We start from the raw sequence: 23,068 nt of genomic DNA, 5'->3' as shown, positions 1-23,068 counted from the left end.
ATACTAATAAATAGTGACTATAATTCATTTTATGGAAATAGTTTAGGATTTTAAGTAACTATAAAATAGAAACTTATTGGTAATAAAAAAAACCCACCGCGGGGGTGGGTTGAATTCAAGATTAATTATATTTTAGTAAAGATTAAAATGAACCGTCTTCCTTGCTCTATTAACATAAGAATTGCAGCGCAGATAAAAAAAAGAATACCGTATAGAATATAGCTCAAATAAGGATTGACGAGAAAGAGACAAATAATCCCTAAGCTGATAACAACAAGAAATAAAAAAATATTTATAAAGCAATCAATAATGAAGACTCTATAATGTCCAGTTTTTCTCATGTTTTCAACAAGCTTCCTATCCATAACAGCTGTAAGCATCGCTACTGCTGTTAATAAGAAGCCTAAAATAGTGCCGCTAATACCTGTAATCAGTTTTGCAATTTCATACGGTGAGTTTTGAGCACCATCTTCAAACTTTATGATTAGACCAAAATTTCTATATAGTAGAAAACAAACGATAAAAGAAGCAGCAAAACTAATCAAGAGTGGCGTGTGGCGTTCCAAGAATTTCATCCAACACCTCTCGTTTTTCATCATATGCTGATTTTATCATATCAATCATTGTTATAAATGGTATAGATTTTTTGTCAGCCTCAACTTGTCGCGATGTTTTAACTCTATCAGTTATCAAATCAAGCCATTCTCTTTTACCTTCATCTAATACTAAAACCTTGGCTGTCCTTGCCGCGCCAGACGATACTAATGTTTCCAAGCCGCGTTTTATAATCCCGCTATTAAGATAACCTGCATCCTTGGATCTCAAGTCAACTCCGCCAATCAAATTAAATAAATCAGCTCCAGAATTATTCATTAGAGAAAACAAGCTCTCTGTAAATTTATTCTCGTTATACATACTAGGTGCGGTAGGGCGAGCTACTGAAATCTGAAACTTCAAAGCCTCAGTCTGGCTAGCCATTAATCGTAATAGAGCTGATTTTGTTAAAATCGGAGCTGCTTCAACTTTATCGCCACTAGTGGTACTAAGAAAATCTGCAAATCTTTCAGGATGGTTGGCATGTGAATCATGCTGCCATACCAAAATGTTTCTATCTGGGAAGAAAATGAAACAATTCCTTTCAATTATCCCTTGATCTTCATCCAGTGTAATTTCAGTTTCATCCTCTCCAAATCTTGCGTAGGCGGGTAACTGGTCAATTCGATATTTACGAAACTGCCCAAACCAAAAACCATCTTTACTTTTATCAAGTCGATATAATTCTCTGGTATATCCTCTGACTTCAACAAAACTATTTGTTAAGCCATTTTTTATAGCTTCAAAGAAGTCTTGTAAAGTATTGTTATTATTAGAAGAAATAACAAGTTGATAGAAGTCAAAGTTAATTTCTTTTTTTGCCATTTTTACCCCTCAAGCCCGATTCACAGCAAAAAAAGCTGCACTGGGTTTTCAATTCTATAGATACCTAAACTAGTACCAACTAACTTTTTAGATATTTCGATACAACCTAATGATTTTGTTTAAGCCGCATATAGCGGCTTTTATTATTTTCTAAATTCCCTGTGATGCTGAACAACTACACCAATAATTGAAATAGGATGCTTCTGTGAGTTATGAATAGGGAAATCTGGATTTAGCGGAACCAATTCAAATACTTCACGGCCGTGCTCATCAAAACCTACAACTCTGTACTTCTTAAAGGTAACCTCGTAATCACCATTCTGAGCTACCACATAATCACCAGGCTGAGGAGTAATTGAGGCATCAATAACAATATCATCACCAGGTTGAAACTCGGGGTACATGCTCATACCTTCGACAGTCACACTAAAAATAGTGCTTGGATCTTTATTTTCATAAGTAGTAAGGGTATATCCTTTTGGCTCACTACCATCGTACGCGACCTCTCGCCACATACCAGCTTGTACAAAATCTAACACTGGAATCCTTGTAAGTTTCTTTCCATTAAAACGAACGTTATTAAATCCTTTATCGTCCTCTTTTTTTACAGGGCCGCCAAGATTTTTAAGGCCCTCACCATCTAAAATCCATTCAGGTGATGTTTTTAAGGCTTTTGCAAGAGATGTGATGCTTTTTCCACTAGGGACATTCACACCCGAGATCCATTTGGAGACCGTGCCTTTACTAAGGCCTGTGGCTTCAATCAGATCAACTTGCTGAAGGTTAAGTTCCTTCATTCTCATCAAGATACGCTCAGAAACGCTGCTCATTGCAAAAATACCCATAACAATTGTTTCCAATGGTAAACACTATTATTGACCTAAAAAGAAACTTATGGTTTACTTAGGGAAACTAAAAGTTTATCAAGGTAAACATTATGACTGTCGATGACGTAAAGGAGCATTACAGAGCTGAAACTGATGCTGACCTAGCGCGAATCTTAAAAAAGACACGCGGAGCTATTAGCAAATGGCGCTCATATGGAATTCCAGCTTCAACCCAGGCAATTCTCCAAATTCAAAGTAAAGGCAAGTTAAAGGCAAATTTAGAAACCTTAATTGCTTAAATCAATTATCAACAACTTAGCGTTTTTAATAAACGTGAAAGTAAACAAGGTGTTCACATGGATATATCGAAAGAGTCTAAAACCGCGCTACACAAGATGATTCACCAATCAAACGGGATTACACCTAAAGAGATTGCTGATGTTGTTGGTGTGTCTCACAACACGATTTTGAACTATGCCAATCCAAACATGGAAAACCATTTGCCGAGCCTAAAGGCATTTGAAGCAATGCTGACCTATACACAAAACCCAGCTTCTTTAAAAGTATGGGCGCATAAATTGGGTTTTGCATTAGTTCCAGTGGATCAAGCGGAAGGAAAGGATCATCAGCTAGGTGTTCTTGAATCATTGCTGGGTATGAATGTTGGGAATGGCGCAGCGAATAAGCAGGTTTTGTCTGCTTTGGAAGATGGTGTGGTGACACCTGCTGAAATGGATGAGACAGATCACATCCTGGAAGGAATTGAACACAAAATTCAGTCTTTGCGTAAAGCCATGAAAGGTGAGTGTGCAAAGTATTTATCAGCTCTACAAACAGAAAAAGCCTGATGTGCGAGGTCAGGCTTATTCAATTCATTAATGATTGGAACCAATGAATATGAAATCAAATCTAGCACATGAACCACCAATACCTCAAGGGCAAGTAGTTCATTTTCCAAAAAATGAGCGCAAAGCTATGTCGAATAAAGAAGAGCGCTACACCAAAATGCCTAACACGTTAATTGACGGCCAGATCATGGCCCAGTTAAACGACAAGGCATTCAAGTGTTTAATGTTTGTCATGCGCCAGACTATAGGATTTGACCGCGCATCACACCCAATTGCTATTACTCAATTTCAAAAATATTGCGGTATCAAAAAACGCGATACAGTTATGGCATGTATTCGTGATCTGGAAGAGCTGGGTTTAATCAAAGTTGAGAGAACAACAGGTTGCCTAAACGAATATCAATTTACTCCTGACCAGTACCGCGAAAAGGGACTAGTACCAAATGAGGGTAGTACCCTTAAAGGTGACGGGACTAGTACCACCAAACGGGACGGGACTAGTACCGCGAAAGGTGACGGGACCAGTACCGTTGAACGGGGCACTATTAAAGAAACACTTAAAGAAACATTTAAAGAAAACTTTAAAGAGAAAAATGCGCAAGAAAATTCAGTTGATCAGGTATTGAATCTCTGGACACCAGATTTACATTCTCTGAATTCCTGGTTGCAACGATCAGGTGAAACTCCGATGACTCAAGAGCTGGTGAATCAGATTTTGCTTGAAGTTAATGCCCATTACGAACCACGTTTGAACGCAGGCTTGATTACAGACACCCAGATGTATTCAAACTTTGTGAAGTGGATCAAATGTAAATACACTCAAAAAACATATCAATCCCCTGAAAAACAAAATTCTAATCTGGATGTGAACACTGCCTGGAACAATCAACCGGTAAAGCAACATGCACCAGTGAATTCACCAGTACATATCCCGGAGGACTTCGTATGAACGCAATGTCGATGCTGAATCAGGGATTGAAACAAACACAAGAGATCTGCTCGAAACACAAAACCCCTATGGTACAAGCTGGGCCATTCCAGAAGTGCCCACAATGCGCCGTAGAGTTCCTGGAAGAACAAAAGCGAAATGCACAGGCCGAAATTGATCGTACCGTACGTGAAAAACACTTTGCTGGTGCAATGCTTCCAGAACGTCATGCTGAGTCAGGTTTTAAGAATTATATCGTTCAGCATACTGGTCAACAGAATGCATTGAATCTGGTTGTTTCCTTTGCCAAAAACATGATCAGTGGCCACAAAAATAACTTTGTGATGGTAGGACCTACTGGTACAGGAAAAACTCATCTCAGCTGCGCAACAGCTCGGACATTGCTCAACAAGGGCAAATATGCACGTTACATCACCAGTGAGGACATGGCACAGAGAATCATGAATGCCTGGGAGCAGCCGGACGCTACAGAGAAGTCTGTGATTTATGACTTCACTCAGTATGACCTGTTAATCCTGGATGAATATGGGCTGCATGACCGTGATAAGCGTAGAGAGCTGGTGCACAAGGTTTTGTATGCACGCTATGACCGCATGAAGCCGACCATGCTGATTTCGAACCTGACATTGGCTGAGCTTCAAAAGGATTTAGGTGATCGTCTTTGGTCTCGATTTCAGCAAGGTGGTTTAACCGTAATGGAGTGCAATTGGGCGGATCAGCGTGTAGGAGGTGAGGTGTGAACATACCAAGCATCCAACGATTCGAAGAAATCAAAGACATTCTGGTGTATGTGGCTTTCTCTAAACATGAGGTCACGTCAGCTGAGCTTGAAGAGCATGTATGTGACAAAACTAGATCTTCTTTAAATCAAAAATTGCGCGGTCTGGTTCAAGCGGGATACCTGGCTTTTAGATGTAATCACTGCACCAGGTTGTATGTGGCTACAGAAAAGACCAAACAGCTATTTGGAGTGCGTGCTGTGGGGGATACATGACCAGCTACTCAATCGCTGAATACAAAAAAATGGTGAAAGCCACCAGATCGAAAGGGCGCTCCACACGCCCTAAGGTGAAGGGCGAAAAAGTACCGAATGAGTTTGAAGCGAAGCTTGCTAGAGAATTAAAGACACTAAAAATTAAGTTTGAGCAGGAATTTTATTTTCATCCTGATCGCAAGTGGAGAGCTGATTTTCACTTAATTGATAAAAAGATTTTGGTAGAGGTTGAAGGTGGGATCTGGAGTGGAGGAAGGCATACCAGAGGCAAGGGGTACTTAAGAGATTTAGAAAAATACAACGCAGCAACAATGATGGGTTTTCAGGTAATACGGTTTAGTACTGATCAAGTGAAGTCAGGTCACGCGATCCAGCAGATAGAGATGATGGTAGGGGAAATACGATGAATGCAGCAGTGAAAGCGGAAATAATGGATTGGGGTAAGTTCACTATTGAGGAATGGCTTAAACAATACGGCGCTTATGTACAGGTCAGCCGAATGAAGTCAGGTCATGAACCGGATGGATTGCATGTGAATCAGATCTACTGGTTAATCTGTGAAAATAACAAAGGGGTGCAGTCTCGTAAGGATCAGGTGATTTGCTATATTAGTGACTACGAGGCTGATCAGGTACGTAAACTGATCGTTGATTTCAATAAGACTTCGACTGTTTGTGAGTCTGGTAAGCGTGCGGTTCAATTATTTGTAGAGCGTAATGTACGTGGGCTATCAGATCGTAAGATGGAAGAAGAATTCAAATTGGGTCGAAATGTTCTGCGAAATATGATCTATGCAGGTAAGTTTTATCTAGCTGGGCACGATAAACGATTGAGAATCGAATAGTATTTGACTGGCATGCCAAGATATGGCATATTTCTGTTATAGTGATCGAAGTGTACGTTAAAGCACTAGATTGATTTAAAAGCTCGCCAAATGGTGGGCTTTTTTGACATTATTTATTCATAAAATTAAGTGATAATGTCTTTTTGTTTTTGAGCTCTAATTGAAATGGCGATTTTAACTGTTAAAAAACTAGAAGATACTCTCGGTAAATTAGTGGCTGAAGGTAAAAAGCCTGAAAAGATTTTATTAGGCTATAAAGCGTATGGCGAGCTAATGAATAATCGTAGCTTTTTTGAGGAAGTGGCTGGCTCGGCAATGGATCCAAACAAACGAAAATATAAAAATATTAAAATTAAGGTCACTCAAGACGAATACCAGTTTAACGTGAAATGTCAAAAATAGGTTTAAGCATCAAGGAAAGCTCGCCAAATGGTGGGCTTTTTTGTTAGCTTATTAAACAAATAGTTGGCATACTAAGACTCATCTATAAATCAAGGTGAATCTCTGTAAAAAACAATTGGTTACTGATTTTAGGCTTAATATTATTAATACTTGCGGTATCTTCGTGTTTTCATGTTAATCAGCTATCTAACAAAAAGAGATTAGAAGATTTGGAGAAATTGTATAAAGAATTAGCAACCTAATTAGATTAAATTATTTTAAAAGTTAAAAAAAGCTCATCGTAAAGTGGGCTTTTTTAATGCTTAGAATTTATGGCCTAAAACGAAAATCAACCAAAATTAGACAATGAATAACAGTTTCTTAATATTCTCTATACTTTCTGATCGAAGCCTTGGTGTTATATTTTCTTTGCGATAAGAAGAAGACGTAATACGAAGAAAGTGACTACAGCACTGGCCCACTTATTTTGACGAGTAAGTGGGCTTTTTATTGTCTGTAAAAAGGCGACCTAAGCCTACTGGAGTGCTGACCAGTGGAACATGCCATCGAGTAAACTTCCTTCGGGAATCTAGACTAGGGAGTAGCGCCCCGACCTAAAGAGGATTGAAAGCAAGTAAAGTAGACCGTGCATGTTAGGTGCGTGTGATTATGAGTAGCGGTAGATCAGTTGCCGAGCTGGTTAATATTGAAATCTAAGGCAGGGTGTGGCAAATCGCCACATCCTTTTATTGCCCTGAGAAATATTAGTGTAATCATACCAAATTAAAATGCTTGATTAACCAGGAAGGAATCTTGCTTAGTTCGACAAAGTTAATGACATTATTTCAGCAATGAATATTATAAATTTATGTTTTATAAGTGAAAATAACTGACATTTCTTGCGACATGATTGCTTGATTGTCCAGGAGTAAAATTATGCTTAGATTACTGATGTGTTTATTCGGCTTCCACGGTGCGACTAAGGTTGACTACACAATTGATGATGAAGAAATCAAGGTGTGTCGTGATTGTTTGAAAGAAGTTGAACAGTAAAAACCCCATTAAGAAATGGGGTTTGGATAAGAATATATTGCCTATGTTTTATTAAAAATTAAAAGGATCATATTTAGTATCCTTGATTTCTAGGCTCACTAAAACCGCTGACAAAGCTAGAAGCCCTAAAATTTCTAAAAAGAACTTGTCATGTGAAGTTGTAGCCAACGCCAAACAAGCCAAAGACATACATATAAAAGCGCCTTGTACGGAATATAGAAAAGGGAGTTTCATGATGAGATATATATTCAAAAAATAAAGCGTGATCAAATTAACATAAAATTTAAGTTATTATTAACGAAAATTATACACAAACAATACGCTTTAATCGAAACCTTAAATAGCCGAACGTATTACGGCAATCAAAGCCCCTCGCATTCTAGATGTTGAGGGGTTTTTCTTTTCTTATTGGTGGTGAATTTTGCTACTAAGTACAGACGTTACTTGATAGAATAATCAACAATTAAAAATACTAAATCAAACATAATGTCTACTGAAAAAAGAGAAGACATCATCCATCAAAAAATCACTAATACGGTTAATGTGGATGATGCATTAAACAGGGCGGTATTTAGTGCAACCTTTAAACCTGATTACCATTTACCCTTGTCAGAATTTAAGGATCTGAAAGGCTCAACAAGAAGTATTGATAATCTTGTAACAAATGCATTTTGGTTATCTGTTGGGCTGGGTATTAACTGCGGGGGGAAATATCTATCAACTAAATTAGGATTCGAGGCAAGGATTGAAACCTTTGAGTTTGTCATATTTGGTATAACGACATTTATCACCATCATATTTTTTGTTATTGCCAAAATTACCCCAGATGAAAAAAAGATGACTTTAGCGAAGATTGAAAAACATTTTAAGGAATCTCCAGAGCAGAAGATGTTTTTTCACGGAGATCATAACTAATGATTACCTTTGAAAATGTTCCTAAAAACTTGAAAAAATTAGATGAATTGGTTCTATGTAGTAACTTGGTGAAAGGTGGTGGATTTCCTTTTGCAGTTAAAAATATTTTGCCATTAATTATTGGGGGTGGTGAAAGACCCCAAGTATGGCTACAAGCTGTTATTGACCCCTCTAAGAATCTATTTCTACCTATCGTTGATAATAGTATATCGAAAGACTCAAATATTAAGGTCTTTGAAGATCAAAAAACTGGCGTAATGCAAATCTATCTTCAAAATATTCCAATTTTACAAGTTAAGCTTGAAGGTGAGAAACGCGCTGTTATTTCCTTATTGGATTTGAGACCTTTAGGTTTGAATATATGGGGAAACTCTAATGAGCTTAATATTGTAGGTTCAAGATTTTCAAAGAATACTGTTGAGGGTGTCGGAGTCTTTATCAATTTAGGTTTATAGTTTATACCCAATTAATGCAAATTACGTAAATGTAAAACCCTGTGGGAAAAATTCACAGGGTTTTTTAATGTGAGATTTTTATGACAGATAAAGTACAAGCGAAACAAGACTTAGAATTTTGCAGTGCTGAGCTGTCTAAGTATCAGAATCTAAGTCGGTCCGGGCTGACTCGAAATGAGTTACTGGCAATTGACGGCATCATGATTAAGCTGAAAGAGCGTATTAAGAATTTGCGGTTCGCTTTATATGGATCCTAAGCACTATAAAAAATTAACTGATAAAGACCCAATCAAAAATAAACCTCGCAACAGACCATTACCTAAAACCAGTGAGAAATACTTAGAAGCATTCGATCGGCTCAAAGAAATTCTTGATCGGATGGAAATCAAGTACGAAGAATATTTTCATTTTAAAAGCACTAAGCATTGGCGCTTTGATCTTCACCTCGTGGGCTACCTTACATTAATTGAAATTGCCGGTGGTCCTTGGTCTGGTGGGCGTAGAGGTAAGCTGGCAAATAAGGCGTGGAGTGTCGACAAATACGATCATGCTGAAGAAATGGGGTATCGGTTTATACGTTTTGAGATTAGCGATATTCATTCTGCAATCGCCACAAGATGGCTGCGAGATTTAAAGGCATCACATGGAACAGTTCAGACCATTCCCACCGACGGATCTGATTGATCAGGCCGAAGAAGAGGAAGCCATTCGCTTGGCACCTGCACCAGAGCTTAAAGAATGGGTTGTGAATAACTGGCTGACTCTCGGTGGTGAACTGCATAACCCGGATCATGACCATATTGCTGAATTACTCCATGACAATGAAGAGTTTCTTGCATTCGCCTGGGCTTCATCTGCCGCTGTAGCGAAAAAACGTATGGTGCTAGGTCAATGTGAAAAGGTCATGTTTAACCAGGGTGGATGGAAAAAAGCACGCCAGGAACAGCAGATGCGTGACTGGTTTGGTTTTGTACCTCAATACCTCATCACCATTGATGCCACTTATTGTGAACAAGCTTCAGATCGTGACTTCTGTCGATTGATTGAACATGAGCTTTATCACATCGGTGTAGAGCGAGATGAAGATGGCGAAATCATTTATAGCGATATGACTGGGCTGCCTAAGCATTACTTGGCTGGCCATGACGTGGAAGTGTTCTTTGGTGAGACTAAACGATGGGGAGTTGATGATTCAGTGAAACGTCTCGTTGAAATTGCCAAGAATGCGCCGTTTGTATCTGAAACAAGTATTGCTGCGTGTTGTGGGAACTGTGTCATCGGTTAAATTTTTTGCCTACTTTGCATGACGTAGCATGACAAAAGGGGGATTTATGGCAGCACTTAAAGAGCCTGTAAAAATATTTATTGTTCAAGCTCTTGCATGCCGTGATACCCCTCAGGAAGTTGCGGAGTTGGTCAAGCAAGAGTTCAACATCGAAATCGATCGTCGTCAGTGTGAAAACTATGATCCGACTAAATACGCGGGTCGCAATCTCGGAAAAAAGCTTGCAGATCTATTCAACCAGACTCGTAAGAAATTTGATGAAGGTTTGATAGATATCCCAATAGCCAGTAAATATTACCGGTTAAAGCAATATCAGAAGCAACTTGAAAAAACCAAGAATGCAAAATTAGCACTCAAGATTCTTGAACAGGCTGCTAAAGATGTAGGTGGTCAATTCACTAACCGACAAGAAATTACTGGTAAAGATGGTGAAGCATTACAGACAACAATTGTTCATGCCACTCAAGAACAAGTTGAAGCTGCTGTAAAGAAGGCCCAAGAGGAATATTAAATGGATCTGCAAACACAGGTTGAAAAAAAGCTGTGTGAAGATGAGCATTTATATTTCACCCGGCGATTCTTTAAGCCCCGGATGGGCTTTAAATTTACGGTGAATTGGCACCATGTTTATATCTCATGGATTATTGATCAGGTAATTGCGGGTGAGATAGCAAACGTCGTCATTAATGTTCCACCAGGTGCTGGTAAGACTGAATTGACAACCAATTTAATCCCGCGAGGCTTGGCTCTAAATGCTCGATCACGGTTTTTGTATCTATCCTTTTCTCAATCACTAGTTGAAGGTGTATCAGATACGGCGCGTGACATTGTGAAGTCGAAAGACTATCGATTGATGTGGGATTTAACGGTTTCTAATAGTACTGACTCCAAAAAGGAATGGAAGATTACAGTTGAGGACTACGATGTAGGTCATGTCTATGTGGCCTCTATGGGTGGACAGGTAACAGGACGGCGCGCAGGAACACTGGCTGATGATGGCTTTACAGGTTGTATCATCATCGATGACCCGTTAAAGCCTGAAGATGCTTTCAGTAAGATCAAACGAGATGCTGCCAATCGTAAGTTACTTAATACGGTGAACTCACGTAAAGCCAAGTCTGATACACCCATCATCATGATCATGCAGCGCCTGCATACTGAGGATCCAACCAATTTCGTCATGACAGGCAATTTACCTGGTGAGTGGACTCAGATATCCATTCCGGCTTTGATTGATGATAAGTACATTGAAACACTGCCAGAGCATATTCAAAAACTGATACCGCGAGATGCAGAGCGTGATGAGCAGGGTCGCCAAAGTTACTGGCCAAAGAAAGAATCACTTCAATCCTTATTACAGCTTGAAAAGGGTGGTAAGGATAAAGAAGGTGCCACGGTATCCCGTTATACATTCTCTAGTCAGTACATGCAGCAGCCTAAGAAATTAGGCGGTGACTTAATCAAGTCTGAATGGTTCGGATTCTATAAAGACATTCCAGAACTTCAGTGGCGTGCTGTCTTAGTCGATACCGCTCAAAAGACTAAAGAGCACAATGACTATTCCGTATTCCTGCTGGTAGGCATGGGCATAGATGGAAAGTTGTACTTGCTAGATCTCTTGCGCGGTAAATGGGAAGCACCAGAACTGAATCGTCAGGCTAAAGCCTTTCTGGATAAGCATAAAGAGTACACCTGGCATACCAAACCAATCCGCTACATGAAAGTAGAAGATAAGGCATCTGGTACTCAGTTGATCCAAACACTCGGCACTTACTCCGGTGTTGCTGTGATTCCAGTCCAGCGTAATACAGACAAGCTATCCCGTTTCATGGATGTGCAGGTCCATCTTGAAGCGAACTATAAGGACAAACCGGAAGATCGTTTTGTGATGGTTCCTAAAGATGCACATTGGGTTGGCGAATTCTTTGAAGAATGTGAAGCATTCAATGCGGCATTTACTCATGATCATGATGATCAGGTAGATACGCTGATTGATGCGATTGAAGATGCAGTAATTGCGATTAATTACAGCCCTCCGGCTGCATAAGGTTGAGTTATGTCTAAGAAAAGGAAAAAGCCTGAGAATGCAAAACCTGAAGCTGGTGCACTGTATTCTCATGAGGCTGAACAGGCTTTAATCAGTTATCTGACCAAAATGCCAGACGGCGATGAAGTGCTAAGAAAAGCAGGGGTCACCCGTCCACGTTTAAAAGTCATGATGTATGACGATGAGATTTATCAGGCCATTGAAAAACGCCAGGATAAACTTGAGAGTGCATCATGGCGTGTAGAGCCGATGGACCGACCGGAATCTAAAATCATTATGGAGCATTTACGTGAGTGGTGGTCTGAGATTCTCTTGGGTGCGCAGAATGCTCGCTGGTACGGATATTCTGTATTAGAAGCCATCTATACCAAGCCTGAGGAACCGAGCCTGCATATTGACGGCGATACTATTACACCGTTTATTGGTTTTAAGTGGATTGGTGAAAAGCCAATGCAATGGTATGAGCCTAAGAATGATGGTCGTCTGATGTTGCTGGCCAACTACAACACAACTCGACAGGATCAGGAAGTAGACCAGCGCTTCAAGCACTTTTTGACACGTTGTAAATCTACTTATGAGAATCCATTAGGTGAGGCTCTTTTAAGTCGACTGTACTGGGTCTGGTTCTTCAAAACGTCTGGCTTTAAGTTCTGGGCCAAGTTTGTTGAAAAGTTTGGCTTACCAATGCTGGTTGGTAAAACTGCCGGCAAGACGACAGATATGCGTGATGCGCTACTTAGAGCGCATGCCAGTTCGGTGATTGCTTTAAGTGGAACAGATTCGGTAGAAATCCAAACAGCCAATACCAATGGCAACGCATCACAGACTTTCGAAACCTTCGACAAGAACCTTGAGCGCCGTATTCAGAAAGTCATCCTTGGCCAGACTCTCACATCTGGTACCGATGGTTCTGGATCTCGTGCCTTAGGTGATGTTCATCTTGAGGTTCAAAACTCAAAGTACAAGGCCGATGTGCGAATGATCATGCCGACGATCCAAGCCATTATTAATGCGCTATGCGATATCAATGGCTGGGAACGACACCGGGTCATCATTGGTGAAGAGAAGTCACTGGAAGAACCTAAAGCGGATCGTGATGTGAAGTTAAAGAATGCCGGTGCAGTCTTAACGCCACAATACTTTAAGCGTGAATATGGTCTGGAAGATGGTGATGTGATTGAACAGCCTCAAACTGGCTTCAATCAATTCACTGCACTACCTCGCCAGGCATTCAACTTTAAGGCAACAGCAAACAAGCTCTCACCTGAACAACAGGAAGTTGAAGAGCTGACTGATGGCCAGGATGAATTGCAGCTACTGAAACCAGATCAGGTCAAGGAATTGATATTCAAGTCTGATAGCCCTGAAAGTCTGGCTTACAACCTGATGCAATTAATACCTGGTGCAACTCAGACACAGTTCACAGCTAATCTGGACCAAGCTTTGTATGCTGCAGATGTATTGGGGTATGTGACGGCTCAAAACGGGAAGTAAGCTATGCAACCAGTCACGTTTCTTGAGGCGCTTCGGTACGCTCACAGCAAAAAGATCGTGCTACCTGATGAGTTCTATTCAATGGACCTTAAGACCCGGCAGATGGCAACTACGGTTAGCTTTCTATCGAGTCTTGAGCAGATTGAGACTGTCATCAAGGCAGTGAATAAATCCATTGCCGACGGCGGTACTTTTAAAGATTTTCAGAAGCTTATTGAAGAATCTGAAATCATTCTGCCAAAGCACTACCTGGATAATGTATTTCGTACCAATATTCAAAGTGCTTATGGTCATGGGCGGTGGCAACAACAGCAACGAAATAAGGCTAAGCGACCTTACCTGATGTACTCGGCGATCAATGATAGCCGCGTGCGTCCGAGTCATTTGGCCTTGAACCGGATTGTTCGTCACATTGATGATCCATTCTGGCTGACACATTATCCTCCCACAGGTTTCCGCTGTCGGTGCACATGCATAGCATTAACTGAGAAACAGGCGCTGAAATACGGCATTACACCTGACGATAAGCTACCAGAGATTGCTGAAGCTTTGGATTGGTCATCACATCCATTGCAGTTTGGTGAACTTGAGTCGCTGGTAGATAAAAAGATCAGCACTTCAAGTCTGGATAAAGAATATCTCCTCAAGCAGAAAGAGGTCATTAAGGCTGAATGGACGGCGAGTAAAAAGCTCACCAGTCTGTTTGCTCCAATGGATGATAAGACTCGGGAGCTATTTGATACGGTGGCCAATACCGTTATTCCACTTGATCCGAGCATCCGACCAAGTGCGATTCGGACTTTCCTGGACTATGTGCAGGGAAATGAAGCATCGCTGACCAGCTATTTAAACTCTGCCACAAACTCACTAGCTGATGATGTGCTTAAGCAGTGGCTAAGTGCCGATATGACAGCTATTCAAGCTGTAGCGAGTAATACGACTTCAACTGTGATGGGTGCTGCGACACTTCAGCAGGTAGCAGCGTATCAGGTAGGACAAACTGTCCAGTTTAATGCGCCGTTGCTGATGACTGATACAGCTTCAGATATCGCAATTAAGATTGAGAATGCCAAAGGGCTAGGTATTGATCTGGATATGCTGAATGCTGGGAATGGTGTTCTCATGCCGATGGGATTGTCATTTGAGGTTGTTTCGATTGAAGCGGTTGAAGGGCAGATGGTTTATACGATCAGACCACTAGTTAATTAATCTTTTAATTAACTAATCTGCTATAGGAAAATGTTTAAGCTACATTTTTTATACAACGAATGGAATATTTAAATATTGGATTAGGGGCAAAGTAGACTTATAAAATCTGTACAGCTTAGTCACTTGGTTGGGATATGGTTTGTTTTGCAATTGAGATCGAAATACCTGCAGATAAGTGCCCTAAAATAAGAGGCCGAAAGCGTTTAATAAGAGAAGGAAAGGCAAGGGTTCTTTTGTCAAATAATACTTCTACAAGGAGAGCGCTTACGGGATTTACAAGGTATGGGGTATCTAGCGGAAGGAATGCAATAGTCTTAACTCCATATGAGTTCAAAGATCGTGAGAACCAGATAACAAACTTTCTAAATAAGAGGTTTGATAGTGAATGGAAACTTAAGCTGATACCTATAAAGAATACTTGAACTATTTACCCACCTCGGTGGGTTTATTTGTAGCTATTTTACGCCGTCCGAAAGGGCGGTTTTTTTATGGAGCATGAGAAATGCCAAAAGAAGAGGAACATAAGCCGAATCAGTATTGCTTCCAGATTGGAAATTTAAATGTTGACCAAGCTGAAGAAGGCAAGAAGAAGCGTACTTTCTCCGGTGTTGCATACAGTGGTGAAGTTATTACCGATCATTGGTATTGGGATCGAATCGTCTTTGATCTTGATTCAATGCAAATTAAAGGTCGAATTCCTGCGTTACTGGATCACTCAACTCGGCAACGTGCTGGAGCCATTAATAGCCATAGCATTGATCACCAGAACGGTCTAACAGTTTCAGGTGACCTAATGAGTAATGAGTTCGGTACTCAGGTTGCCCAGGACTCTGACGATGGCTTTCCATGGCAGATGTCAGTGCGCATTGAACCCTCCGCAGTTGAAGAAATTCAAGCAGGTGCATCAGTCACTGTAAATGGGAAATTGCATCAAGGCCCTATCACGGTGTTCCGCGGTGGTCGTATCCGTGAAGTGTCTTTCTGTGCTTTGGGTGCGGATGACAATACAAACGCAGTGGCAGCAAGTCACTCTCCAAAACAATTTAATCAACCAGAGGACACAGACGTGACCGAATTAGAAAAGGCTCAGGCCAAAATTACCGAATTGGAAGGTCAGGTGAATACTCTGACTGAACAAAACAAACAATTCGCTGCTGCAAAACGTGAAGCTGAAATCACTGCATTAGGTAAAGACCTAGGCAAAGAGTTTAGCGATGAAGATGTTGAAGAAATGAAAAAGCTTGATGATTCTGCATTTGCATTCTCGGCTAAGCAACTTCGTCAATTTTCTGCAGGTAGCCAGCAACCACCAGCTACACCACAGACACAACAAACACCAAGTGTGAATCCGGCATTTGCTCACTTGTTCACTCATCAAGCCAATCCGGGGCAGGGTGGTCAAACTCCACAAGGCTCGGCTTTAGATCAGGCATTCAATCAGTTTATGGCAGCGCAGCAACAAGGAGCTAAATCATGAGCCAAGTATTAACAGGCACTATTGAAAATAAACAGCTAGTGGTCGGTGACGGCGTACGTACAGAAAATGCCAAAGTAAAAACTGCTACAGCATATAAGCGCGGCGATTTACTTAACGTAGATGCCAATAACGTTGCTGATCATCCTGTTGTCACTGAAGGTGTAGTAGGTGAATGGAATGCGATTGCTGTGTCAGATTTCAATGCAGAGCAATCTACTTACCATGCGGCTAATAATCTTGAGATGCCGATCTACGTGCAAGGTCCATTTGATATTGCAGTAGTTACAGTGAATGGAACACCTCTGACTACTGCTCAATATGATGCAGTACGTGCACAAGCATTAAAAAACAAAATCGAACTTCGTAAAGTTGTGGGGAACTAAGACATGAGTCAAACTTTTACATTTCAAAATGCACCAGTGGAATTACTGGATGTGCCACAGCTGGTATTACTGACTGATACCACTCAAAAGGTAGATACCTGGCTGATGGACCGCTTTTTCCCTCAGCGTGTTTCCTACACTAAAAAAGAAGTTCCAGTAGGTGAGCTAAATACAGCGACTCCACTTGCGCCGTTTGTTACTCCGACTGCAGCTGGACGTCAGATTAAAGTAGGTGAATCTGGTAACGTGAAATTCGTTAAGCCAGCTTATCTGAAACCAATGATGACAGTCATGCCAAGTGAAGTGCAAAACACTGCTCTGATCGCACGCTTACGTCAGTTTAGTGTGATTGCGACTGGCTCAAATCGTTTATCAGATGCAGATCTGCTGTTAATCGATCAGGCTCAAAAAGCATTGTATCTGCGTCAGTCTATCGAAAACCGAAAGCTATTAATTGCTCGTGATGTGCTTCTCTACGGTAAAACCACTTTTGCTTCTGCAGACTTCCCGATGTATGAAGTAGATTATGAACGTAATGCAGCATGTAACTTTACGCCGTTGATCAAATGGGGCCAAGCGGGTGCTACTCCAGTCAAAGATATTCAAGCGATGATTGATCTTTCTGTTGAGCATGCTGGTACATCACCAATCATGGCCTTAACTACGTCGAAAGTGTATAACACGCTGATTAAAGATCCTGAGTTTAAGGAAAAGTTCATTGCTCCATATGCGGGTGTGAGTGTTCCACTTACTCCAACCTTTGATCAGTCTGAAAAACCTCAGTTCCGCGGTACCATCGATAACCTGGAAATCTGGACTTATGATGCGAAACACAGCATGAATGGAAGTGTTGAGCGTTTCATTCCAGAAGATTTCTTTGGGCTGGTTTCTGATGCTAATGGTTGGATTGCTCACTGTGCATTGCAAAACGTCGAAGCATTTGGTCAAGCTCTAGAATTCTATTTAAGCCAATGGCAGGAAAAGAATCCTTCAAGCATTCAACTACTAGCTGAATCATCTCCACTTGCTGTTCCTAATAACAAGAACGGTTTAGTCGGTGGACGTGGATTTGTATAAGGAGATCAAAATGCCAAAGTACATTGCAAAACAATCGATCGGACACTTCCGTCCAGGTCAGGAAATTGAGGGGCTTGAAGCTAAACAACTTCAGGCCCTTTTAGCATCTGGGGCTATTGAAGAATATCAAGAGCCGGAAGAACCTAAGGCAGATGGTGCCGCTGCACGTTTAGCTGAACTTGAAAAAGCCAATGCTGAACTAACCGCAGCAAATAAAACCTTAACTGAAGCCAATCAGGCAGCAGTTGCGGACAAGGCCAAGGCTGATCAAGAAGTTGCTGAGCTAAAGGCAAAAGTGGCTGAACTTGAAAAGGTGAAACCTGCCGCAAAACCTAAAGCAGACTCAAAACCTGCTGATGAAACCAAATAGGTGATCTATGTATGCGACTGAAGCAGATTTGGTCGCACGATTTGGTGATGAGATTGAAAATCTGAAAGCGATGCTTCCTTCTCAGTCTTCAATAACTGATGCAATTCAGGATGCAACAGAGGAGATTAACGGTCATATCGGTGGTCGTTATCCTTTGCCACTTCCCAATGTGCCTAGTAACTTAAAGCGTATGGCGTGTGACATCGCACGCTATCGTCTTTACTTCCAGCAACCCATCGAAGAGGCCCGGAAGCGTTATGAGGATGCAATTGCATTCTTAAAACGTGTGGCTGATAACAAAGCACATTTGCAGATTCAGTTACCAGAAACAAACCAGATCGTGGATGACCAACCTAAAGGACGACCTTCAACAGCACCAGTCGGTACTTCATATACCGGTGGTGTATTTGGAGATTCTATCCTGGACCAGATGCCCAGCTTGAAGTGAGGTGCTTATGGCTTTTGCAATAACCATTCAAGCTGATAGTTCACCTATTGAAGCAGTGCTTAAGCAATTAGGTAACTTTGAATCATTAAAGAACCAGCTGTTTGATGAGATTGGTGCTGGACTTGTGGATAGTGTGCAGCATCGATTCTTAACGGGTACTGATGTTGATGGTAATCCATGGAAGATTTCATGGCGTGCCAGCATGCAAGGCAGGGATGGTGTCGGGGTCGGTGAAACGCTTCGAAACACTGGCCGCCTGATGAATTCCTACACACACAATGTTCTTTCAAGTGGTGTGGAGGTGGGTACAGATGTTGTGTACGCACCACATTTGCATTACGGCGCAACAATCTTACCTAAGAATGGCCAATACATCACTTTTGCAGTTGGTGGGCAGTATCGCAAAGTGAAGCAATCAGTTCTACCACCACGGACCCAGCTCGGTATTAATGCTGAAGATGAGGTAATGATTTTGGATATTGTCGGGAGTTTTATAGATGAGCACCTTCTTCGCGGTGCGTGATGAGATCGCAAACAAGCTGAAAGAAATTCCAGAACTTCTAAAGATCTATACGCCGTTGAATTCGGTTAAGGTCACCGAGATGTCACAAGTCACGCCATCTGCGCATGTCAATTTTGTCCGTATTGACAAGAAAGCCAGCGCAGGTCGTGGAAGTATCAATCAGATCGGTCAGCAATGGGCGGTTACGGTTGCATGTCGAAATGCTCAATCTCAAATGACTGATGGCCGAGTGGTGAGTGATGAAGCTGGTCTTTTAACTGAGAAGGTAATTCAATTGCTTTCCGGCTGGCAGCCTCAGGCATCGCGGACGGCGCTGGAAATGATTTCGGTTCGGGATGGCTATAGCCCTAGTTTTGCATACATCACGATTATTTTTGAATCACAAAAATTCATTTAGGAGCCAGTCATGGCAAAACAATACAAAGCATTGCAGCCTGTAGGTCGTTTTAATAAAGATGACATTGTTGGTGGGCTGAGCGATGCACAAATCAAAAAGTTACTGGCAGATGGTGTCATTCAGGAGGTGCCTGAACCTAAAGCTGCTCCAGCTAAGAAAACCACAGGGGATGAAAAGTAATGGCTAATTCAAATGTGATTTCACTTCAGGGTGAACTTCATCTAGCGAAAATGGTTAGTGGTGTACCAGCTGCATTACTGCCGGTTGGTAGTACTCCAGAATTACAGATTGCTATTTCAACTGAGTCTACTGACCACTATGAAAGTAAAACTGGTCTACGTTCGAAAGATGCTGTCTTATACAAGCAAACTGGTGTTGCTATCTCAGGGACAATTGAAGAGGTTACTAAGGAAAATTTAGAGTTAATCCTTAGCGGTAAATCAATTGAAATTCCTGAAGCTCAGTTGACTGATATCGATTTAGGTACAGTAAAGATTGGTGCCATGATCGATCTGGGCCATCGCAATTTAAGCGAAGTGGCTTTTAAGGATAGTTCGGACGCTGCTATTGAGGCAGACAAATATTTGCTTGATTCAGTTTATGGCACCGTAATTTTTAACGAAGCTGTAACTGGTCCAGTTAAATTTTCTGCTAAAGCTGGTGCTAAGACACGTACGACAATTGCCAATAACATTGGGAATGAATATCGAATCCTTTTCAAAGGTATTGATACCCTCACTGGTGATAAGGTTGTCATGACATTATGGCGTGTGAAATTCTCACCAGATACTGAATTTGATCTGATCCATGAAGACTTTGGGTCTTATTCAATTGAAGGTGAAGCTCTCGCAGATATCTCAAAAGCCAATGATGCTGAACTAAGTGTCTTTGGCCATATTGAGCGCTTCAGTGTAGCTGCTTAAACCCATACAGGCACAAAGAAATCCACGGCGCATTAGCGTCTTTTTTTGTGCCTGTTTAAATATAGAAATTGACTATTTATAAAAATTATTTTATTCATATTTAAGAATATTTATCCTTATTTAATATCATAATTTATATTTTATATATATGATCGGCGTGTTGGATATTTCGAGAAATTAGCATGCCTACTAAAGTAGAAGCTTTTTTGATTGCATTATTGATTTTTGCTGCGATTGTGGTTGTTTACATAATTGGTCAAAGCTGTAATTGGACTCTCAAATAACTTACACACAAGCCTTTAAAGCAAACTTCCTTAGGGAGGTTTGCTTTAGCTTTAGTTTAAAAACTTTTTAAAGTAAGTTATAAAAACTCTTCTAAACAATAAAAAAGCAGAAACAATTATGAAAAATTGATATTGCTGATCCTGGTAGCTTGCTTTGCAACAATAGCTTTTGCGCATGGTGGAAGAACTGATAAGAATGGTTTTCACAATGAAACTGAAACCGGTACCAGACACTGTCAGTAATAGAAAATACCTTTTAGGTAATTTTTTAATACTTCATCGTTTTGTAATATTTTGTTATTTTAATTAGCGCTCAATAGGGCTATAAAAGATATTCAGTTCACGTTGAGAACAAAACTGCTATGACTAAAATAGAAATATTTGTCTCCATCCTAGCCGTAATAATTATTTCTACTTTTATTTATCTTGTATGTCAGTAAGTTAGTAAGCTAAGAACCGCCTTTAGGGCGGTTTTTTGATAAGTGGAAGTTTCACCTGGCTATATAGGGTCAATTTTAAAAAGACTTAAAATAGTAAAACATAACTTTACAAATCCACTCTCCCTAGGCTTTAGATAAGATTGAAAATTAATGTAAAGTGCTGCCCTTGAAAGAAAAGGGGGAATTATGAAAAATTTAGGTTGGTTATTCTTTGTGATTATATTAACTGGCTGTGAGCAAAGGGAAACCGATGATCAGCCACTTAAATTAGAAATAATAAAAGAAGAACAGCTTAAATTTTCAAGGGAAACAGCAAAAGAATTTATTCCCAACCCTGATTCGGCAAAGTTCCGCAATCAAATAGGAGAGTGTGGAGAGGTAAGATATAAAGAAGCAGATAGTGATTATGTTCCCTTCCAGCGTTTTATTGTGCTTTCAAAGGATATAGTATTTGTAGAAAATCAGACGGATCAAAAGCAATTTGAGTTGGCATGGAAGAGTGCTTGTACGCCAAGATGGAAGTAATTAAAAAGCCCTTTAATTAAGGGCTTTCTTTTATTCACCAGATGATTCAGATTTTTGATCTTTTTCATTTCCATACTCTAAAGCAACCTGTTGTGCTTCAGCTGCGGCAGTGGCTTCTATTGGAATCGAGTCAGCTGCGATAGCTACGGTACCAGTAAATCCCATTAAAGCTAAGATTAGAATTTTCGAATACTTTTTCATTTGAATTTCCTCTACGTTTCTAAGACTTAATTTCAGTGTAGAGAATGATTTAAATCGTGGATGTAGCAGCTATGTCGGGATATGTAAGATATTCAGGTCTAAAGTTATAGGTTTCTAGGTTTGCGTAAGAATGCTTTTCGGTTGAAACTTTTTGTTGAGTTGCTTAACGAAATGTTTGAATGCTTCAGTAGGTAGTTACACTCTAAAGAAACTTCCCTAACTTCTAAATCTTTGTAACATCCAATAATTTTTTTGTAATCTTTATGTTATTAATTGTATGCTTTGCTTATCATATGAATGATGAAAAGTGGAGCTCCGAAAATGCTGACCAAAGCCGAAATCGTTGTTGTCGTTCTAATGATAGTAGCCTTAATTCTCATCGTTTATGAGATGGGGCAAGGTCGTAATTGGGCTTTATAGAATTCAGCCTTTATTAAAGTTAAAAGAAAAGCACCTCCGGGTGCTTTTTTAATGCCTAAAATTATCTCGAGACCCCATCATGAATGATTTTTTCTTAGCAACAAATCGCAGCATCCGGATTAATGATATCGAAGTCCGCCAGATCCAGATAAAAGACTTTGACACCTGGGCAATGCATGCTGAAGTATTGAAGAATTTCATCAAAGACCAAAATCATTCAGATGAGATTTTGACAGGGCTATTTAAGGTCCATGGTGTCCAGGTGATCTCAGCTATTGCCTGTGTGACTAGCCTAAATCAGAAAGCTATCTTTGATCTGGCAGCAGATGAGCAAACTTTTAAGGAATTGCTTAAGGCTGTACTTTTGGTCAATCAGGCTTACTTCAAATACGAAAAGCCAAAACGCGGCATTAAAAAGAAAGATGACTCTACCTGGTTTGATTCATTCCAGTTTCTGGTATCAATGGGCCATCAGCATAGTGAAATCATGGAAATGACCTACGGCGCATTCCAGAACTATGTTAAGGCAGCAAATAAGCTGTATAAGCAGGGAGTCTTCAATAACGCTGTTGCAGCACGTGTAGCTCAATCCGACAAAAAAGGCTTTGAATCATTCAAGAAAGAAATGGTTTCTGATTGATCATGCATTACCCTAAAGTTATGATAGGAAAATAATAAGGCTCTAGACTAGCAAAATGATTATGTTAGTCTAGAATCATGATAGAAAACAGTAAATTAAGTCACTACAAGATTAAAAAAATTATTCAATGCTTTTGTGTTGATATTCCTGCTTCCAAAACAGCCTTATTACTCAATTTAAATCGTAATACGATTAACTATTGGTACATGCTTTTTAGAGAAACTATCTATGATCATCAAA

The 23,068-nt window shown here is 40.3% G+C and carries 31 protein-coding genes and 1 pseudogene; 28 read left to right on the top strand and 4 right to left on the bottom strand.

The genetic code is table 11. From position 1 onward, the window contains the following. Positions 1-125: 125 nt before the first annotated feature. The 3 genes from FTV18_RS04315 to FTV18_RS04305 form a co-directional block, all read right to left on the bottom strand. Positions 126-566: a hypothetical protein gene (locus FTV18_RS04315; RefSeq protein ID WP_180018011.1), complete on the bottom strand. Its 441-nt coding sequence runs from the start codon at positions 564-566 to the stop codon at positions 126-128. After that, entirely contained in the window at positions 538-1,419 is an 882-nt protein-coding gene (locus FTV18_RS04310) for a DUF6731 family protein (protein ID WP_180018013.1), read from the bottom strand. The genes FTV18_RS04315 and FTV18_RS04310 overlap by 29 nt, the downstream gene beginning before the upstream one ends. A 143-nt stretch (positions 1,420-1,562) precedes the next feature. Further along, positions 1,563-2,264 (bottom strand): LexA family transcriptional regulator, encoded by a 702-nt coding sequence (locus FTV18_RS04305; protein ID WP_180018015.1) that lies wholly within the window; start codon positions 2,262-2,264, stop codon positions 1,563-1,565. Between the two features lie 92 nt (positions 2,265-2,356). On the opposite strand from FTV18_RS04305, the gene FTV18_RS04300 reads away from it, so the two are divergent. The 26 genes from FTV18_RS04300 (at position 2,357) to FTV18_RS04175 (ending at position 21,567) form a co-directional block, all read left to right on the top strand. Continuing rightward, a complete protein-coding gene (locus FTV18_RS04300) occupies positions 2,357-2,545 on the top strand; it encodes a hypothetical protein (RefSeq protein ID WP_180018017.1) in 189 nt (62 codons plus the stop codon). A gap of 57 nt (positions 2,546-2,602) precedes the next feature. After that, complete coding sequence (locus tag FTV18_RS04295; protein WP_180018018.1) at positions 2,603-3,094, top strand: phage regulatory CII family protein; 492 nt, start codon at positions 2,603-2,605, stop codon at positions 3,092-3,094. Between the two features lie 49 nt (positions 3,095-3,143). Further along, positions 3,144-4,043, top strand: coding sequence for a replication protein (locus FTV18_RS04290; RefSeq protein WP_180018020.1), 900 nt, complete (start codon positions 3,144-3,146; stop codon positions 4,041-4,043). Further along, positions 4,040-4,783 (top strand): ATP-binding protein, encoded by a 744-nt coding sequence (locus FTV18_RS04285; RefSeq protein ID WP_180018023.1) that lies wholly within the window; start codon positions 4,040-4,042, stop codon positions 4,781-4,783. The genes FTV18_RS04290 and FTV18_RS04285 overlap by 4 nt, the downstream gene beginning before the upstream one ends. Positions 4,784-5,033: 250 nt before the next feature. Further along, positions 5,034-5,444: a DUF559 domain-containing protein gene (locus tag FTV18_RS04280; protein ID WP_180018025.1), complete on the top strand. Its 411-nt coding sequence runs from the start codon at positions 5,034-5,036 to the stop codon at positions 5,442-5,444. Further along, a complete protein-coding gene (locus FTV18_RS04275) occupies positions 5,441-5,881 on the top strand; it encodes a hypothetical protein (protein ID WP_180018027.1) in 441 nt (146 codons plus the stop codon). The genes FTV18_RS04280 and FTV18_RS04275 overlap by 4 nt, the downstream gene beginning before the upstream one ends. A gap of 165 nt (positions 5,882-6,046) precedes the next feature. After that, positions 6,047-6,283 (top strand): hypothetical protein, encoded by a 237-nt coding sequence (locus tag FTV18_RS04270; RefSeq protein WP_180018029.1) that lies wholly within the window; start codon positions 6,047-6,049, stop codon positions 6,281-6,283. Positions 6,284-7,801: 1,518 nt separating this feature from the next. Further along, complete coding sequence (locus tag FTV18_RS04265; RefSeq protein WP_180018031.1) at positions 7,802-8,230, top strand: hypothetical protein; 429 nt, start codon at positions 7,802-7,804, stop codon at positions 8,228-8,230. Continuing rightward, positions 8,230-8,685 (top strand): hypothetical protein, encoded by a 456-nt coding sequence (locus FTV18_RS04260; protein ID WP_180018033.1) that lies wholly within the window; start codon positions 8,230-8,232, stop codon positions 8,683-8,685. Before FTV18_RS04265 ends, FTV18_RS04260 begins: the two co-directional genes overlap by 1 nt. A 246-nt stretch (positions 8,686-8,931) precedes the next feature. Further along, positions 8,932-9,369, top strand: coding sequence for a hypothetical protein (locus tag FTV18_RS04255; protein ID WP_180018035.1), 438 nt, complete (start codon positions 8,932-8,934; stop codon positions 9,367-9,369). Further along, positions 9,329-9,970 carry a putative metallopeptidase gene (locus tag FTV18_RS04250; protein ID WP_180018037.1) on the top strand — a complete coding sequence of 214 codons (642 nt, stop codon included), beginning with the start codon at positions 9,329-9,331 and terminating at the stop codon, positions 9,968-9,970. Before FTV18_RS04255 ends, FTV18_RS04250 begins: the two co-directional genes overlap by 41 nt. Positions 9,971-10,016: 46 nt before the next feature. Next, positions 10,017-10,481 carry a DUF2280 domain-containing protein gene (locus tag FTV18_RS04245; protein ID WP_180018039.1) on the top strand — a complete coding sequence of 155 codons (465 nt, stop codon included), beginning with the start codon at positions 10,017-10,019 and terminating at the stop codon, positions 10,479-10,481. Beyond that, positions 10,482-12,017, top strand: coding sequence for a phage terminase large subunit (gene terL, locus FTV18_RS04240; protein ID WP_180018041.1), 1,536 nt, complete (start codon positions 10,482-10,484; stop codon positions 12,015-12,017). Between the two features lie 9 nt (positions 12,018-12,026). Next, the gene (locus tag FTV18_RS04235) at positions 12,027-13,511 is read left to right on the top strand and encodes a DUF935 family protein (protein WP_180018043.1); all 1,485 of its coding nucleotides are present in this window, start codon (positions 12,027-12,029) and stop codon (positions 13,509-13,511) included. Positions 13,512-13,514: 3 nt separating this feature from the next. Beyond that, positions 13,515-14,720, top strand: coding sequence for a phage minor head protein (locus FTV18_RS04230; protein WP_180018045.1), 1,206 nt, complete (start codon positions 13,515-13,517; stop codon positions 14,718-14,720). Positions 14,721-15,222: 502 nt separating this feature from the next. Next, positions 15,223-16,197, top strand: a complete 975-nt coding sequence (locus FTV18_RS04225) for a hypothetical protein (RefSeq protein WP_180018046.1) — start codon at positions 15,223-15,225, stop codon at positions 16,195-16,197. Then, positions 16,194-16,580, top strand: a complete 387-nt coding sequence (locus tag FTV18_RS04220) for a hypothetical protein (protein WP_180018049.1) — start codon at positions 16,194-16,196, stop codon at positions 16,578-16,580. Before FTV18_RS04225 ends, FTV18_RS04220 begins: the two co-directional genes overlap by 4 nt. Before the next feature lie 3 nt (positions 16,581-16,583). After that, entirely contained in the window at positions 16,584-17,657 is a 1,074-nt protein-coding gene (locus FTV18_RS04215) for a major capsid protein (protein ID WP_180018051.1), read from the top strand. Between the two features lie 10 nt (positions 17,658-17,667). After that, positions 17,668-18,027 (top strand): hypothetical protein, encoded by a 360-nt coding sequence (locus tag FTV18_RS04210; protein WP_180018053.1) that lies wholly within the window; start codon positions 17,668-17,670, stop codon positions 18,025-18,027. A 7-nt stretch (positions 18,028-18,034) separates the two neighbouring features. Next, entirely contained in the window at positions 18,035-18,475 is a 441-nt protein-coding gene (locus FTV18_RS04205; protein ID WP_086044620.1) for a gp436 family protein, read from the top strand. A gap of 7 nt (positions 18,476-18,482) precedes the next feature. Next, positions 18,483-18,998, top strand: coding sequence for a phage virion morphogenesis protein (locus FTV18_RS04200; RefSeq protein ID WP_180018056.1), 516 nt, complete (start codon positions 18,483-18,485; stop codon positions 18,996-18,998). Further along, entirely contained in the window at positions 18,973-19,395 is a 423-nt protein-coding gene (locus FTV18_RS04195; protein WP_180018059.1) for a hypothetical protein, read from the top strand. Before FTV18_RS04200 ends, FTV18_RS04195 begins: the two co-directional genes overlap by 26 nt. Before the next feature lie 9 nt (positions 19,396-19,404). Beyond that, entirely contained in the window at positions 19,405-19,575 is a 171-nt protein-coding gene (locus tag FTV18_RS04190) for a hypothetical protein (RefSeq protein ID WP_180018061.1), read from the top strand. Then, a complete protein-coding gene (locus FTV18_RS04185) occupies positions 19,575-20,318 on the top strand; it encodes a hypothetical protein (RefSeq protein WP_180018063.1) in 744 nt (247 codons plus the stop codon). The genes FTV18_RS04190 and FTV18_RS04185 overlap by 1 nt, the downstream gene beginning before the upstream one ends. A gap of 410 nt (positions 20,319-20,728) precedes the next feature. Then, a complete protein-coding gene (locus tag FTV18_RS04180) occupies positions 20,729-20,845 on the top strand; it encodes a YHYH domain-containing protein (protein WP_180018064.1) in 117 nt (38 codons plus the stop codon). Between the two features lie 383 nt (positions 20,846-21,228). Then, entirely contained in the window at positions 21,229-21,567 is a 339-nt protein-coding gene (locus FTV18_RS04175; RefSeq protein WP_180018066.1) for a hypothetical protein, read from the top strand. A gap of 30 nt (positions 21,568-21,597) precedes the next feature. Here FTV18_RS04175 and FTV18_RS04170 read toward each other — a convergent pair whose 3' ends face one another. Next, entirely contained in the window at positions 21,598-21,768 is a 171-nt protein-coding gene (locus tag FTV18_RS04170; protein ID WP_005262212.1) for a hypothetical protein, read from the bottom strand. Between the two features lie 499 nt (positions 21,769-22,267). Here FTV18_RS04170 and FTV18_RS04165 point away from each other — a divergent pair, with 499 nt between their 5' ends. After that, positions 22,268-22,828, top strand: a complete 561-nt coding sequence (locus FTV18_RS04165; protein ID WP_180018068.1) for a hypothetical protein — start codon at positions 22,268-22,270, stop codon at positions 22,826-22,828. A gap of 77 nt (positions 22,829-22,905) precedes the next feature. Further along, positions 22,906-23,068 (top strand): annotated as a pseudogene (locus tag FTV18_RS04160) (IS1595 family transposase); the annotation flags it as partial.

This window comes from Acinetobacter sp. YH12241 (assembly GCF_013417535.1).
Classification (GTDB): domain Bacteria; phylum Pseudomonadota; class Gammaproteobacteria; order Pseudomonadales; family Moraxellaceae; genus Acinetobacter.
This window is presented reverse-complemented; position numbering and strand designations above follow the sequence as displayed.